Raw genomic sequence first — 16,216 nt, forward strand, 5'->3', positions numbered from 1 at the left:
TAGAATTACAACCAATAATTATAAGGGGAAATAACATTGACAAGCTTTTAAACAATAATCATTCTTAACAAATATTTCAGAAAAGTGTCGTATTTTACATTTATTTGTTAGGGCTTAATAACCGGAGTAAGTGCTTCTTCACCAGCTAATACACTCATCATATTATCCGCAGCTAAATGAGCCATCTGCATTCTCGTTTTCAGACTGGCACTTCCAATGTGCGGCAGGGTCACAACATTGGGCAGGGATAATAAGGGATGATCCATTGGGATGGGTTCTTGTTCGAACACGTCTAGTCCAGCGCCCCAAATCTCCGCATTCTTCAAAGAATCATATAATGCTTCCTCATCAACAATGCCCCCTCTTGCCGTATTAATCAAGATGGCATTTCTTTTCATATGCGACAATTCTTCTTTACCGATTAGGTGGTGGACCTCAGGACTGTAAGGGAGCAGCAGGCAAACAAAATCAGCTTCCTCCAACAAATCCTTCATTTCCCTATAGTGAATCCCAAGCATTTCTTCTTTTTCCTGTTTCCGTGTCCGATTATAATATAGAACATTCATATCAAAGCCCTTTGCCCGTTTGACTAGGGCTTCTCCAATTCTGCCTAACCCAATAATCCCTAAGGTTGCCCCAAAAATGTCCTGTCCGGTCATTTGCATAAGAGACCAGGCCCCCCATTCCCCACTGCGCAAGAAATCAGATCCCTCCACGACTCTTCGTGCTGCAGCCATTAACAGGGCGAACGTTAAATCAGCTGTTGTTTCGGTTAATACACCAGGCGTGTTGGTCACAACAATTCCCTTCTCCGTTGCATAGCCAATATCGATATTATTATAGCCTACCGCTATGTTACTAATCACCTTTAACTGTTTCGCTTTACTTAGAACCTCTTCATCTATCTTCTCCGTTATAAGACAAATAAGCCCATCTATCTCTTCTATTTCTTTCAATAAAACATCCCTTGGAACGGGAACATTTTCTTCAGACCACATCTTCACATGAAATTGCCTTGAGAGTTTACCGACAATTTCTTCGGGTAGTTTTCTTGTAATATATATCGTTCTTTTCAAACCCTTCTCCACCTCTCGACAATGCAAAATAGACGTTACCTATTAGGCTGTAGCCATTTCTAAGAAATGTTCAATAACAATTGAAGACGTCCCTAAGGCGGGAGCATTTTTTCCTAAGGAAGATAGAAATAACTCGTGACCGTTAGTAAACTGGTCGTTACTCCTTGATGAAATAGAATTCTTAATTGAATTCAAAACCATGGGCAGCGCTTCGACAAGTTCATTTCGAATAATAACCGCCTGTGGGTTAAATGTATTTAAAATGCTTACTAATCCAATCCCAAGGTAAAAGCCGAAATTTTGTAATGCCATTAATACATCCGGGTCATTTTGGTTGGCTAAATGAATCAGTTCCTGATTGGAAGTGATCCGACCGTTTTCCTTAAAATTATGGAGTAAGGATTTTTCAGAAGCGTATAATTCCCAGCATCCTCGGTTTCCACAACTACATTTCAGGCCATTAAAGTCGATGGTTAAATGACCCATTTCACCCGCAAACCCGTTAACCCCTCGATAGATATCATTATTAATCACAATTCCAATCCCGATTCCAGTTCCTACACTCACGTAAATGAGGTTGTCATAATTTTTAGCTGCGCCAAAAACTTTTTCCCCGTATGCACCGGCATTGGCTTCATTTTCAATAAAGACTGGGACCTGAAATTCCTTTTCGATGAGGGATTTCAAGTCAAGTTGATAGTTCCAGTCGATGTTTGGTGTGAAAATGACCTTTTGTTCTGTATTGACCAGACCTGGTACACATACCCCAATGCCAATTAAACCGTAAGGAGAATCCGGGATTTGATTGCTAAGTTCCTTAATAATTGAAAATAATACATCTTTGTTCTGATCAAGTGAAGATTTCTTTAAATGATGATATTGATCAAAGACAATATTTCCTTTCAAATCCGTTAAAATTCCATTTATATAATCGACACCGATATCAATTCCAATTGCATATCCGGCATTTTTATTAAAAACAAGCATAACAGGCTTTCTCCCACCGCTTGATTGCCCCTGTCCGATTTCAAAAATCAGGTTCTTCTCAATCAACGTGTTTACTTGGGAAGAAACAGTGGATTTATTTAATCCTGTTATTTCAGATAATCTGGCCCTCGAAATCGGAGAATTAGAAACGATTTCATTTAATAGTACCTTTTGGTTCATTTTTTTCACTAATAGTTGATCAGCAATAACCACAAGTCTACACCCCGTTTGTATAATGCATAAATTAAGTCCCATGTTATTCATTCGTATCATTCCATTATAAATCAACTATTATTGAAATTATACTTAAATTTTTTAAAAAAACTATTGATTAAAGCGCTTAATTCTTATAAGATGTAAACAGATAAAGTTAGTTTGTCCACACAACGAACTAATTAATACAAACATCTATTGAATCTACCTAATCTTTAATTATAGTTAAATTCAGGAGGGAAAAAACATATTCAAACACAGACAAATACTTATTTGGGAAAAATCGACCCGTCAACAGGGATAAGCTAATTTTGGTTACAAGGCTATTTATTGAAACAGAAGTAATTTCCTAGTTTTTCATTCCATATTAAAAGGAGGATAAAGACAGATTTTAGGTGTAAATTTTATCTACTTTATTTATTAGACCATTATGAAAACGCTGTTATGGTAAATGATGGTAGAATCTTCGTTTCCTAAAAAAGAACCTGTCTTTAAACAATACGATGGAGCAAAAAAAGAACTCGCTTTATCTTTTTGGAATTACACTGGTAGCTGCGATTGGCGGCTTGCTGTTCGGATATGATACTGCCGTTATTTCTGGGGCGGAGGAATCTATAAAAATTTATTTGATTGATAGCCTCAACTTAGGTGCTTTTATTCACGGGGCAACTATTTCTAGTGCCCTCATTGGTTGTATTATCGGCGGTTTTATTTCCGGTCACTTTGCCTCAAAGTTTGGACGGAAGAATTCGCTTATTATCGCTTCAATCTTTTTCTTAGTATCGTCTCTTGGAGCAGCCTATCCTGAGTTTTTATTTTTCACCAAAGGAGAACCTACTATTGGCTTGTTACTAGCCTTTAATATTTATCGAATTCTGGGCGGGATCGGTGTAGGTTTGGCTTCTGCTGTTTGCCCGATGTATATCGGAGAAGTGGCACCTGCGAATGTCCGAGGCCGGCTAGTATCCTTTAACCAGTTTATGATTATCCTTGGGATGCTTGTTGCTTATTTCGTTAACTTTTCGATTTCGAGCGGAGAAAGTCAAGCCTGGGTCAATGATATTGGCTGGAGATACATGTTTGCGTCGTGTGGAGTGCCCGCTCTATTGTTTGGATGCCTTTTACTGATGGTACCTGAAACACCTCGCTATTTATCACTGAACAATAAAGATGATAAGGCACTTGCGATTCTCGCAAAAATTAATGGTTCTTCAGCAGCAAAGTCGATTTTAGAACAAATCAAGCAAACGGTCGATGCTTCTTCTGAAAAACTATTCACATACGGTAAAGCTGTGATCGTTATTGGGATCTTGCTTTCAGTGTTTCAACAGTTTGTTGGTATCAATGTTGCCTTATATTATGCACCGCGAATTTTTGAAAGTATGGGCGCGGGAAAAGGCGCCTCAATGATGCAGACAACAGTTATGGGATTAATCAATGTTGTTTTTACGATTGTCGCGATTATGACTGTTGATAAATGGGGGCGCAAACCTTTATTAATCGTAGGATCTGGTGGTATGGCTTTAGGTATGTTTGGTGTAGCAGGTATGGCCTATACGGGTGTTATTGGAGTGGCAACGTTAGTCTTCATCATTGTCTATACCGCTTCCTTTATGATGTCATGGGGTCCCATTTGCTGGGTATTAATTTCTGAAATCTTCCCTAATAAAATTCGTGGACGTGCGGTTGCCATTGCGGTTGCAGCACAATGGGCAGCTAACTACCTTATTTCCTCCACCTATCCAATGATGATGGAATATAGCGGCGCCGTAACCTATGGTTTTTACGGGGTAATGAGTGTGCTGTCTGCCATTTTTGTATGGAAGTTCGTACCTGAAACAAAAGGGAAGACTCTTGAAGAAATGGATGGAACTTGGAGTAAGATTGCCTAATAAGAATAGAACGCTATCCTTTGTAACAAACAGGAGGATAGCGTTTATTTATTATAATCGGAGCTAATGGGCTTATTTTCACAGTTGCTCAAAAGGGTAAAATCGGCGGATCCAGTTTGATTTTTCGATTTAGATATATTCTTGAAATGACAGACGAGGACTCTGCTAACCTGTTGATTTCGTTTGCGGGTAATTCCATAGACACGCCGTTTAAGGCCGTCGTATATTTGTGCCGAACGGTATAGGGGGTCTGGTTCTTATCTAATAACTCGTGCAGTTCCTTTTGAAACATTAGATGACTTTCTTTTACATGTTTCTCCGCTTCCTCCAATGTTAAAGGAATCCCCTTTGCTTCTGCTTCAATAACTGCCACTTTCGCTGGTTTTGGTTTAAATTCAATGATAACCGAAATGGTTTGTTTGCTTGAGAGGTCAATGGCAGGATCAATATAGGCGGACCGATTCATTGTTTCTTTCACCTCCTTTTCTTGATCGTTGGGATAATTGTTTTCATAACTGCAGCCGCTCATAATTGATAGCATAGCTGTTGCTAAAACGACTCCTCTATAACAATTCTTCATAATCATCCGAGTCTCCTTTGAAACAAAAAGTGAAATATATCTTTAGTATTCACCTTTCATACGTTTTATAGGATAGTTGCTAAAAAAACTATGTAATGATTGATTTTTACGTTATTCCAGTTTATAACATAATAAGATGGTGTCCCCTGCTGTTAACAGCAGTTGAGCAGCCAGTCATAAGTAATTGGATGAAGAACGAGGGGGGATCCATATGAAAGGGAATATGAAACTCATTTTGACGATGCTTATTTTTGGAAGCATCGGGATTTTTGTTAAAAAGATTGACCTATCTTCAAGTGAAATTGCATTCTTACGAGGGGTTATCGGAAGTCTATTTCTGCTTATTGCTAGTTTCCTAGTCAAACATAAGCCATCTTATCAGGCGTTAAAAGAAAATGCCCTTCTGCTTCTTTTATCTGGGGCAGCGATTGGCCTTAATTGGATTTTCCTCTTCGAGTCCTATCACTATACGACGATTTCCAATGCCACCATTAGCTATTACTTCGCGCCAATATTTGTGATGATCTTAGCACCATGGATTCTGAAAGAAAAACTGACGAGCGTGAAGGTTATTTGCATCGCCACCGCTATGATTGGTCTGTTTTTAATTGTCAATCCTGGAGCCGGTGGTAACAGCGGTTCACAGAATCATACATTAGGTATAGCCTATGGCCTTATCGCGGCAGCATTTTATGCAAGTGTGGTTTTAATCAACAAATTCATCAAAAATTTATCGGGTTTTGAAATTACCTTAGTCCAATTAATGGCGGCTGCCTTAGTCCTGCTTCCCTATATCCTGTGGCAGGGTAATCTTCATTTTGCTGGGATAAACTCCACTTCAATTATTTATATTTTGATCCTCGGTATTGTACATACCGGTTTCGCCTATTTTTTATATTTTACATCCATCCAAGAACTAAAAGGGCAAACGATTGCGGTTCTTAGTTATATCGATCCGATTTCAGCTGTAATCATTGCTGCGATTTTCTTAAGCGAGGGCATGACTCTCATTCAAATGATTGGTGGAGTCCTTGTCCTAGGCTCCACGTTCTTCAGCGAAAAACTAGAGTTAAAAGTCGCAAAAAAAGGTCAGACTCCCACTACTTCACCGTAATGGTAGTCTGACCCCAATTTTTTAAAAGTCTTTTTGCCGAACTCATAAGCGTCAAAAGACCGCCTACTATTCTTATATTCTTAAAGAATCCATTTAATTGGAAGATTTATTTGTTCCTTCACTTCTGTGTTGCAATCCCCACTAAACCTGCTTTGCGACTCCTCACTTTAATTATGATATACTTTAGAAAGTTTGTTCAACAATGGAGGTCTAAGTAGTGGAGTTACTAAAATCAAATACCTATTCAAAATCGACTTACATCATTTGGCTCGTGATTGGGATTGTACTAGTAGCCTTTAATTTGCGCCCTGCGATTACCTCTGTAGGACCGTTAGCTGGAATGATTCAGAAGGATGTTGGACTGGCCCATTGGAGTGCTGGCTTATTAATGAGTTTGCCACTAATTGTTTTTGCCATCATGTCACCCCTTGTACCAAAGCTAGCCAATCGTATTACAAATGAGATAGCTTTAATTGTGGGTTTGACATTTCTTTTAATCGGCATTGTCATTCGGTCTATTCCCTTAGTATTTTTTCTTTTCACAGGGACTCTTTTTATTGGTGTCGGAATAGCGATTGGAAATGTCCTTTTACCAGCTATTGCAAAGGATAAATTCCCCGAGCAATTCGGTTTAATGACAAGTGTTTATTCAACCTCAATGGGATTAGTTGCCTCTTTAGCATCGGGAGTTAGTGTACCTTTAGCAGAAGGGATGAACCTTGGATGGAAGGGTGCCTTAAACGTGTGGGGGATTCCAGCTGTCGTAGCGATTTTGGTGTGGATATTTATTTCTAAATATAACCAAGGAAATCAAAAGGAAATAAAAAAAGTGACTCCTAGCTCTAATCAAATCTGGCGTTCACCACTTGCCTGGCAAATCGCTATATTTATGGGATTTCAATCTTTTTTATTTTATGTAACGATTTCTTGGTTACCCGAAATCCTACATAGTCATGGCATGAGTATGGCAACAGCAGGCTGGCTCTTATCATTTAGCCAAATTGTAGGATTACCAGCTAGTTTCATCATTCCCATGATTGCAGGACGTTATCGTTCACAAAAGTGGATATCGTTCATGTTAAGCTTGTGCTCAGTCATTGGTTATGGAGGATTACTGTTGGGCTCATCCTATCCCATTTTAATCGTAAGTATTATTTTCATTGGAATTGCATTGGGAGGAACCTTTCCATTGGCACTTAGCTATATTGGACTTCGCTCCAGGAATGCCGGCCAGGCTGCCGATTTATCTGGCATGACACAATCAACGGGTTATATCCTAGCGGCCATTGGTCCCTTGTTTATTGGATTTTTGTATGATTACACCCATATGTGGACTATTCCACTTATCACACTAATCATTATCTCTTGCGTTGTAATGCTATTCGGGATGTTGTCGGGTCGAGATCAATATGTGTAGTGGGGAACAATGCTTAGCTTGTTCCCTCATGTTATGTCTATTAGGAAAAACTACTCACTTCGATTATTTCGTATTTTCTAATATGTTCCGAATTTTATCAGTATAGATTTTAGCTAAGTCTTTCTTAGTGTATTCAAAGTATTTCATACTAGATTCTTTCGGAATTCCCATGTTGACTAATTGTCTATCTAGTTTTTCAATGACAAAACGCTCGTCTTGATCATTTTTTACTCCACCCACTTGAGCCAAATCAATCTTGGTACCATCATTTAGTTCAATTATATAGAAGAAATCACCTTTTGTGTGTTTAAATTGAAACGTTCTCCCCTTACCATACACTCCCGTTTTAATCTTCACAATATCGTTGTAGCTATACTCCCTGCCCTTTGGAGAAAAAAACGAATAATCGATAATCTGATCATTAGTTATGACAGCGACTGCTGAAGTGATTGTGTACAGCAAAATAATATTAAAAATAGTAAACGCGGCAATCACTTGTTTTCTATACTTTTTAATAAGTCTCCCATTTCTCCAGGCTTTTCTCCAATTTTTACTGAAAATATAGAAGAAACCCCAAAAAAGATAGATTTCAAAAACCATCACTAGCCCTGAGTAGGGCGATTTAAAAATCCAGATGAGATATACATTCGGTACAAACAATGCTTCTTGAATGCTTGAAATTAAAACAAAACTACCTATGGTTATTATAATTACAGCGATAAATGCAAGAACTCGTAGAGTGGCTGCTTTTAGTATTTTCATAACAATGGCTCCAGTAACTTATTTTACTCAAGATTAACCGCTTTTTATTATGGAATCAATAACTCGCATGAGGTTTCATATAATAAATTGCAAAACTGATCGCACTGACAGAATTTTATTTTGAAGATTCATGTCGATAATTATCAGAAAATTAGGATAAAATATACATAGATTTCACAACCACCCAAATGTTACCATTAGAAAGTAAGCGTTATCACCAGGGTTTGCTCAATCTTTTAACATCACGAAATACATAGACTACTAATTTTATGGAGGGATTTTATGAGTCAACTAACAGCTGGTTTAAAAGAAAAGGTGGAAAAATTCTTAAGTGGGAAAAAAAATCTTTATATTAATGGGGAATTTGTAGAAAGCCAATCTCAAAAAACCTTTGATACGTACAATCCCGCTACCGGTGAAGTATTAGCCTGTGTTTTTGAAGCTGGATCAGCTGATATTGATCTGGCTGTTAAAGCTGCCCGTAAAGCTTTTGATGAAGGACCTTGGTCAAAAATGAGCGCCTCTTCTCGAAGCCGTCTTATGTATAAACTGGCTGATCTAATGGAGGAGAACAGTGAAGAACTAGCTCAGTTAGAGACTTTGGATAACGGGAAACCCATCCGTGAAACTTCCAATGCTGACATTCCTTTGGCAGTTGAGCATATGCGTTATTATGCAGGGTGGTGCACGAAGATTGTTGGACAAACAATTCCTGTTAATGGACCATTCTTAAACTATACACGCCATGAGGCTGTAGGAGTAGTTGGACAAATTATCCCTTGGAACTTCCCTCTTCTTATGGCAATGTGGAAACTCGGAGCTGCCCTTGCAACTGGCTGTACCGTAGTTTTAAAACCAGCTGAGCAAACACCATTATCAGCCCTCTACTTAGCTGAATTAATACAAGAAGCTGGATTCCCAGCAGGTGTTGTAAATATCGTTCCTGGTTTTGGAGAAACGGCAGGCCAGCCGCTTGTTGACCATCCATTAGTAGATAAAATCGCTTTTACTGGTTCCACTGAAGTAGGAAAGCTAATCATGGCAAATGCTGCAAAAACACTGAAGCGCGTTACACTTGAACTTGGAGGCAAGTCACCGAACATCATTCTTCCTGATGCGGACTTAACAAAGGCCATTCCTGGTGCACTTAACGGAGTTATGTTCAACCAAGGCCAGGTTTGCTGTGCTGGCTCCCGTGTGTTCATACAAAAGAAGCAGTTTGATAATGTTGTAGCTGATATGGCAAGTCATGCGAAAAAGATTAAACAAGGGGCAGGAATTCATGCTGATACTGAAATTGGGCCGCTTGTTTCTGCTGAGCAACAAAATCGAGTACTTGGCTTTATTGAGAAAGGGCTAAGCGAAGGGGCACAACTGGTAGCTGGCGGTGATAGGCCTCAGGAGCAAGGTTACTTCGTCTCCCCTACTATCTTTGCAGATGTACGGGATGAAATGACTATTGCCAAGGAAGAAATCTTTGGACCAGTAATTTCTGCTATGCCATATGATGATTTGGATGAATTAATAAATCGTGCTAACAATAGCGAGTATGGACTTGCCGCAGGTGTGTGGACACGCGATATTGCAAATGGCCACTATATTGCCAACAAGCTTCGTGCCGGAACAGTTTGGGTAAACTGCTACAATACTTTTGATGCAGCTTCTCCATTCGGAGGATATAAACAATCTGGTATCGGCCGTGAAATGGGCTCCTATGCACTCGAAAACTATACAGAAGTGAAAAGTGTCTGGATTGCCATGAAGTAAAATATATATCTATTATAATAAAGATTAAGAAGGAACTCATTTTTGAGTTCCTTCTTTACGTAAACCTAGAATCCAAATTTCTAGTTCTTCCAATTAATCGAACCTGTATCACTATGAGGATGACTATTCAACTTTAGTCTTTTGAACTCATTTTCTAATTCTGTTAATGATAAGTTCAAAAGCTGTTCCTCATTGTCATATATTTTAAAATTAAGCAGGATATTTATTAATGTTTTCCTTCTCTGTTCTACAGCCTTCCGAAGAATATTCTCCATCCAACCCTCTCCCTTTGATTGTTTGCTAGCTTAAGAGGAAAAGAAAAAGCATCATATCTTTACTTAGCAATCCAATCATTCAAATCAAAATCTTTTTTTGCAAATTTCCCTTCAACGAGAAACTTTTTCGTCCCCTCCAATAGGTTGATTCCCTCCTCAGATAATGCTTCTGCTTTTAAATTACTGAGCGGCAAAGAATCTTTCATGACGTCGACTGGGTACCCAATTTGTTCCGACTGGAATTGATAAAAATCCTCCGGTTTCTTTAATAAATCCGCTAATGATTGTTTGCGTACTTCGTTCCAAATCGTTAGAAAGTCTGGATTTTTCGCTAAATAATCCTCGGTAATAACTGTGACGGTGCTTCCAAGTAGCTCTGGATGATCCTTTGCCTCATCTATTACCGGATATCCTTGGGACTTGATCAGCGGACCAGAGTTTGTCGGAAAAGCATAAGCGGCAATGTCATTCCGTTTTAAAGCGGCTTCTGCATCACTTGATAGCATGCTGACAATCTTAACATCCTTTTCCAAGCCCTTTTCTTTGAGTACTCCAGTAAGGTACCGATACATATATGATCCTAACTGTGTTGCTACTGTCTTTCCCTTTAATTCTTCAAGTGTCTTTACTCCATTTTTCGGAGTGATTAACCACACATTGCTGTTAATGGCAGCCTGATTAATCAATCGTGTATTCAGTCCGTTCGATTTCCCTACAATCGCAGGAGTATCTCCTAAAATACCAATATCTAATTCTCCTGCCGCAATGGCTTCATTCAATGGCGGGCCATTCGGAAAAGCATGAAATTCGTAGTTTTCGATCCCAATTTTTTGCAATTTTTCCTGAAGTGATTGATGTTGAATTCCCCAACCATCTACTCCTGATGGAATATTATCTTTCGTTGATCCAACAAAACCAATCCGTAAAGTCGTTGACTGGGATTTATTAGATTCCTTTGAGTTTGTTGAAGAGGCGTTGTTTGTGCATCCTACGGCTATCGTCAAAAGAACAACCAAGATTAGAAACCCCACTACTCCTCTTAAAAATGGTTTTCGTTTATGGCTTACACTCATAAAAATCCTCCTACTTATCATTAATGTCCCGGTAATTTACTCATCAATTGAAACATTTTATAAGAAGCATCTGAGGCTGCACTTGGACTCTGACCTTTCCCCCAGCCAATTTCTTTTCGATAGCTTCCCAAAACCCCACTTTGTACAAGTTCCTCCTCATTTACTGTCACTTCATCTACATTTGGAGCGACATACATGGCATCTACCGGGCAATAAACTTCACGCATAAAGCATGTTTGGCAATCATCCTTACGAGCAATCACAGGGACCTTCCCTTTTGCTTGGTCAAATACACCAGTTGGACAAATGGAAACACATAAACCACAGCTAATACATTTTGATTTACTTATCAATTCAATCATCTTCTAACTCCTTCCTCTTGATGCAAAGGCTTATCAGGTTTGACCCAAATCTCATCCAGTCCCCCTGTAAGAATTCGGTAATGAAAACTCGGATCTTGGTCCTTATAATCCAAACGTTTATGCATCCCCCGTGTTTCTCGCCGCACTATGGCCGAAGAATACATCCATCGGGCGGTTGCTGTCATAGCAGCAGATTCTCTTACCCTCACGACATTCGGTTCGTTTGCTAGGAGACCTAATCGAATTTCCTCCCAAATCAGATCAAGACGCTGCAAAGACGACTGGAGCGTTTTTTCACTTCTAAATAAATTAATTTCAGTAGGAGTTACTTCTGCTTGGACGCTTTCAGTAATTTCATATAATACCGTTCCTTTTTTGTTTGATTTGCTCCATCCCGCTGCGATGGGTGTAGAGGAAATCCTTTTTACGTTCCGTTTTGAGGCGTTCGATCCTAGGTTTAGTGCATATTCACCTGCTGCTTCACCGGCCCAAGAACCTGATGACATCGCCCAGGCAGCATTATGACTACCTCCACCCGTAAATCCTCCGCAAATAAATTCTCGGGTAGCAGCATCCCCAGCTGCATATAATCCTGGCACCTTCGTTTCACAATTCTCATTGATAAGATGGACGCCACCCGTCCCACGAACCGTTCCTTCTAATCTCAAAGTCACTGGAAATCGGTCCGTAAACGGATTAATACTCAACCGATCAAATGGAACGAAGAAATTTGGCTGTGCTTTGCGCATCCATTTCTGCATTTCTTCATCTGCTTTATCAAGTCTTGCATAGACGGGCTGTGTTTGCAGTGTTTTCGCGATCACAGACCGACCTCTTTGTGAACCTGCACCTTCAATGATTGAACCATCCTGATAATAAAAGGAAGCCCACGTATAAAATGCTGTTTTTGTTACCGATGAAAAAGCTGGAGCAATGGCATAGGCATTTGAAAATTCCATCCCCGATAGATTAGCCCCCGCTTCAGCAGCAAGTAAATAGCCGTCACCCGTTAAAACATTGGTACCCAATGCTCTACTTAGAAAGGCACAGCCCCCAGAAGCAATAACAACAGCTCCGGCCTTAACTTTCCAACGTTCCCCCGTTTCATTAGATATCCCTGCTGCTCCGCCAACACCATGTTCATCGGCAAGAAGCTCAAGCGCTGGGCTATGATCCCAAATTTTAACCCCTGCTTTTTTCACCTGCTTTCGCATTAACCGCATATAATCTGGACCCTGCAAGCTTTTAAGATGTTTATGTCCGTTTTCATCCAGTGGAAAAGGGTATCCCCACGAATCTAACTGATTGACATTGCTAAACGTTCGGTTCAATACGTTTTTCATCCATTTTCGTTCCTGTAAATACCCGCCGAGCGCTTCCCTGCTTTTCATCGCTTTTTCTTGCTCCTCCGGGGTTGGATTCACATACCAAACTCCTGTCCCAGATGGCGCTGTCGCACCACTTGTTCCACAATATCCCTTATCGACGAGAATTACCCCTGCTCCTTTTGAAGCGGCATGAATCGCTGCCCAGGTCCCTGAAGGTCCACCCCCTATCACTAATACATCAGTTTCTACTTCTCGTTCATTCTTTTGTTGTAATCCTAAATGTTTACTCATGACTACAAACCTCCTTGTATGATTAACCGTAAGTATCTATTTATCCTAAAATCATAAACTATTAGATGGTACGAACTTTTTTTTGCAATGACTCCTGTATACGAGGCTCTTTTCCTCCCATGACTCGTTCAAGAATGAGCCGCTCAAAATAGACAAATTTGCTATCCTTTACGCGGGGACGATCGAGCGTAATCGCAATATCCATAGATATTTCTCCCTCTTCTATCAAAAGGACCCGATCCGCTAAAGAAACTGCTTCACTCACGTCATGGGTAACCAGAATGGCCGTGAATTTTTGTTCAAGCCACAATTTTTCTATCAATTGCTGCATTTCAATTCTAGTCAGTGCATCCAAGGCTCCAAGCGGTTCATCGAGCAGCAGTAAACGTGGTTCGCCTGCTAAGGCACGGGCTAATGCGATCCGCTGCCGTTGTCCTCCAGAGAGTACAATTGGCCATTCATCGGCACGATGTTCGAGCCCTACTAATGACAAGGCTGCTTTGGCTTCTTCTTTGGAACGAGATTTTGTTCCAATCTGAACATTAGTCAGGACCTTCTTCCATGGCAATAAGCGTGCATCCTGAAACATGATTCTTGAATCGGTATGATTTCGTTTAACGAGCTCTTCATCTGCATGAACAAACCCATTACTGACGGATTCCAGGCCAGCAATCAGCCTGAGTAATGTGCTTTTCCCGCATCCGCTTCTTCCTACGATAGCCACAAACTCACCTGGTTTGATCGACAGATTCACTTCCTTCAAAACCTTGTTCATTCCAAATGATTTTTCCACTTTCGTGAGCTCCAGCTTTAATCCATTTTGGTTTCTTGCCATTTTATTCACTCTCACCTTCTATAAAAATAGGAACATTAACGACTTTTCACGCGGTTATAATTAGGGTGCCATTGCAGCCAATGCTTCTCCAAAAACTTAGCAGCGGAATCGGAAAGCTTTCCAAGTAGGGCATAAAGTAAAATACTGACAACCACGATATCCATATGCATAAACTCTCTTGCATTCATAGCCATATAGCCAATTCCTGAATCTGCTGATATCGTTTCAGCCACAATGAGTGACAACCACATAATCCCTAGGGCATAGCGGAGTCCTACCAAAATGGACGGTAACGCACCAGGAAGAACCACCATCATAATTAAATGGAGCGTTTGGAGGCCATACACATTTCCCATTTCAATTAGTCCCTTATCAACGGACCTGATCCCATGAAAGGTATTGAGATAGATGGGAAACGCAACACCAAGTGCGACAAGAAACAATTTTGATGATTCCCCAATACCAAACCACAAAATAACGATGGGGATGAGGGCTAGATGAGGTATGGTTCTCACCATTTGAATCGAACTATCTAATAGTTTTTCTGAAGTTCTTGATAATCCATTTGCCATGCCAAGGACAAAACCAATGCTGCCGCCGATGAGAAACCCAATAAACGCACGTTTAGCACTTACCCCCATGTTTTCCCATAGAACACCTTCCTTACTTAATTGAATGAATGCCTGTAATACCTCAAGCGGTGTGGGTAAAATATTTTGGCCTATTAGACCGATTTGTCCTAACACTTGCCAAACAACCAGGACAAGGATCGGGACCACCCATGTTGACCACTGTTGACCAATTGAATTTTTTAATCGTCTCATTAGAAATAGCTCCTTTAATAAAGATAAAAAAAGAGACCTCTCATTAGTGCGAGAAGTCTCTATGCGAATAGTCGACTAGTGTGTGAATTATATATAAACAAAAAGGAGACACATAAATTTGTGTCTCCAGTTGTCTGGTAATTATTATTCATTTATTAACAAGTTGGAATCCAATTTCGATTCATTGTTTTTAATTCCGAGCATACTTATCTGATTACCTAATAGGATATTAACACCCATTGATTTATCCTGTCAATAAATAATTTAATAATTTAAAATTCTTAATCTCGCTTGCCCCTTATATTTCATTCAACCTACTAAAAATCCCTTTTTATAGACATAAGAAGGCTATTGAATTCAACAGCCTTCTTTTAATAAGTCTCATATATAATTTTTCCAGTCTGAGAAGTATCATAATCTCCTAAAGAGTTAACTTCTGATTGAAACTGATGGGAGGATAAAATTCCCTTTACGATGCTTATGAGTCGTTCAGATTCGGGAGTTTTAAGAATAACCAAGTCATACTGTTCTGTTATTATTGGAACAAAATCGATTCCAACAATTTTTGCAGCCTTTTCAATTCCGACTCCTACATCCGCTATTCCAGTAGAGACAGCGGATGCCACGCTTAAATGATTGGTCTCCTCGTGCTCATATCCATTAATGCTTCTAGAAGGAATTTTGTTGATTCGGAGTTGTTCATCCAGAAGAATCCGTGCTCCAGATCCCTTTTCTCTATTAATGATTTTCACATCATCTCGGTTTAAATCAGTCCAAGTAGTGAGATTTAAAGGGTTTCCCTTTTTGACGTACAAACCTGCTTTTCTTGAAAGAAGGTTGATTAAAATAAAGGGATAACCCACCAAAATTTTTTTTATGTACGGCAGATTATACTCGCCTGTATCCCCATCAAATAGATGCAAGCTTACAATGTCACATTCTCCGTTATACATAGAAATAAGGCTGTTTAAACTTCCGGTAAAAGATCGTAATGGCTTATAGGTAGAATTTTTCTCAATGTGCTTTCCTAAAATATCTAAAACTAGGTCTTGTCCACTAATAACAATGTTATGGGAATCCTTTGTTTCGCTCCTGTGATGATCGACAACAGGGGCTGGAAATGTAGGATTCTGATTCGTTTTATGATCATTTATATAAATGTCCAAGTCTTTTGCATCTATTCTCATCTGTCTTCCGACACGGAATACAGGTAGTTTCCCTTTTTTAACAAGGTCATAAAGGGTTAATTTAGAGACTTTTAAAAGCTGTGAAACCTCTTCAATCGTATAGGAAAGCTCCTTTGACATTTGCATCCCTCCATTCTTTATTTTAACTTACTGTTTGTTAAAAAGTATATTCCAAATGAAAATAATGAAAATGTGATTTTCTTCATATTCTTTCACATTATAACTAATTATAA

Annotated in this window: 15 protein-coding genes; 4 read left to right on the forward strand and 11 right to left on the reverse strand. The window is 39.4% G+C overall.

The window, feature by feature from the left end; all coding sequences use genetic code 11:
- Window positions 1–107: 107 nt before the first annotated feature.
- Entirely contained in the window at window positions 108–1,076 is a 969-nt protein-coding gene (locus tag ACJ004_RS09095; RefSeq protein ID WP_410892582.1) for a 2-hydroxyacid dehydrogenase, read from the reverse strand.
- 42 nt (window positions 1,077–1,118) lie between these two features.
- Window positions 1,119–2,276 (reverse strand): ROK family protein, encoded by a 1,158-nt coding sequence (locus ACJ004_RS09100; RefSeq protein ID WP_486348387.1) that lies wholly within the window; start codon window positions 2,274–2,276, stop codon window positions 1,119–1,121.
- A gap of 503 nt (window positions 2,277–2,779) precedes the next feature.
- Here ACJ004_RS09100 and xylE point away from each other — a divergent pair.
- Window positions 2,780–4,168 carry a D-xylose transporter XylE gene (gene xylE / locus ACJ004_RS09105; RefSeq protein ID WP_410892583.1) on the forward strand — a complete coding sequence of 463 codons (1,389 nt, stop codon included), beginning with the start codon at window positions 2,780–2,782 and terminating at the stop codon, window positions 4,166–4,168.
- A gap of 88 nt (window positions 4,169–4,256) precedes the next feature.
- Here xylE and ACJ004_RS09110 read toward each other — a convergent pair whose 3' ends face one another.
- A complete protein-coding gene (locus tag ACJ004_RS09110) occupies window positions 4,257–4,748 on the reverse strand; it encodes a protease inhibitor I9 family protein (protein WP_410892584.1) in 492 nt (163 codons plus the stop codon).
- Window positions 4,749–4,959: 211 nt separating this feature from the next.
- Here ACJ004_RS09110 and ACJ004_RS09115 point away from each other — a divergent pair, with 211 nt between their 5' ends.
- Entirely contained in the window at window positions 4,960–5,862 is a 903-nt protein-coding gene (locus ACJ004_RS09115) for a DMT family transporter (protein WP_410892585.1), read from the forward strand.
- A gap of 217 nt (window positions 5,863–6,079) precedes the next feature.
- A complete protein-coding gene (locus ACJ004_RS09120; protein ID WP_410892586.1) occupies window positions 6,080–7,279 on the forward strand; it encodes a CynX/NimT family MFS transporter in 1,200 nt (399 codons plus the stop codon).
- A gap of 63 nt (window positions 7,280–7,342) precedes the next feature.
- On the opposite strand, the gene ACJ004_RS09125 is transcribed toward ACJ004_RS09120, so the two are convergent.
- A complete protein-coding gene (locus tag ACJ004_RS09125) occupies window positions 7,343–8,041 on the reverse strand; it encodes a hypothetical protein (protein WP_410892587.1) in 699 nt (232 codons plus the stop codon).
- A gap of 282 nt (window positions 8,042–8,323) precedes the next feature.
- Here ACJ004_RS09125 and ACJ004_RS09130 point away from each other — a divergent pair, with 282 nt between their 5' ends.
- Complete coding sequence (locus ACJ004_RS09130) at window positions 8,324–9,808, forward strand: aldehyde dehydrogenase family protein (protein ID WP_410892588.1); 1,485 nt, start codon at window positions 8,324–8,326, stop codon at window positions 9,806–9,808.
- Window positions 9,809–9,888: 80 nt separating this feature from the next.
- On the opposite strand, the gene fbpA is transcribed toward ACJ004_RS09130, so the two are convergent.
- The 7 genes from fbpA to ACJ004_RS09165 form a co-directional block, all read right to left on the reverse strand.
- Window positions 9,889–10,083, reverse strand: coding sequence for a Fur-regulated basic protein FbpA (fbpA, locus tag ACJ004_RS09135; protein WP_410892589.1), 195 nt, complete (start codon window positions 10,081–10,083; stop codon window positions 9,889–9,891).
- A gap of 59 nt (window positions 10,084–10,142) precedes the next feature.
- The gene (locus ACJ004_RS09140; RefSeq protein WP_410892590.1) at window positions 10,143–11,156 is read right to left on the reverse strand and encodes an ABC transporter substrate-binding protein; all 1,014 of its coding nucleotides are present in this window, start codon (window positions 11,154–11,156) and stop codon (window positions 10,143–10,145) included.
- A gap of 20 nt (window positions 11,157–11,176) precedes the next feature.
- Complete coding sequence (locus ACJ004_RS09145) at window positions 11,177–11,518, reverse strand: 4Fe-4S binding protein (protein ID WP_410892591.1); 342 nt, start codon at window positions 11,516–11,518, stop codon at window positions 11,177–11,179.
- Complete coding sequence (locus ACJ004_RS09150; protein ID WP_410892592.1) at window positions 11,515–13,137, reverse strand: FAD-dependent oxidoreductase; 1,623 nt, start codon at window positions 13,135–13,137, stop codon at window positions 11,515–11,517. The genes ACJ004_RS09145 and ACJ004_RS09150 overlap by 4 nt, the downstream gene beginning before the upstream one ends.
- A gap of 61 nt (window positions 13,138–13,198) precedes the next feature.
- Window positions 13,199–13,972 (reverse strand): ATP-binding cassette domain-containing protein, encoded by a 774-nt coding sequence (locus ACJ004_RS09155; protein ID WP_410892593.1) that lies wholly within the window; start codon window positions 13,970–13,972, stop codon window positions 13,199–13,201.
- Between the two features lie 35 nt (window positions 13,973–14,007).
- Entirely contained in the window at window positions 14,008–14,796 is a 789-nt protein-coding gene (gene ssuC / locus ACJ004_RS09160; protein WP_410892594.1) for an aliphatic sulfonate ABC transporter permease SsuC, read from the reverse strand.
- A 371-nt stretch (window positions 14,797–15,167) separates the two neighbouring features.
- A complete protein-coding gene (locus tag ACJ004_RS09165) occupies window positions 15,168–16,103 on the reverse strand; it encodes a substrate-binding domain-containing protein (protein WP_410892595.1) in 936 nt (311 codons plus the stop codon).
- Between the last annotated feature and the right edge of the window lie 113 nt (window positions 16,104–16,216).

This window comes from Neobacillus sp. 204, from assembly GCF_046562815.1.
Lineage (GTDB): Bacteria > Bacillota > Bacilli > Bacillales > Cytobacillaceae > Neobacillus.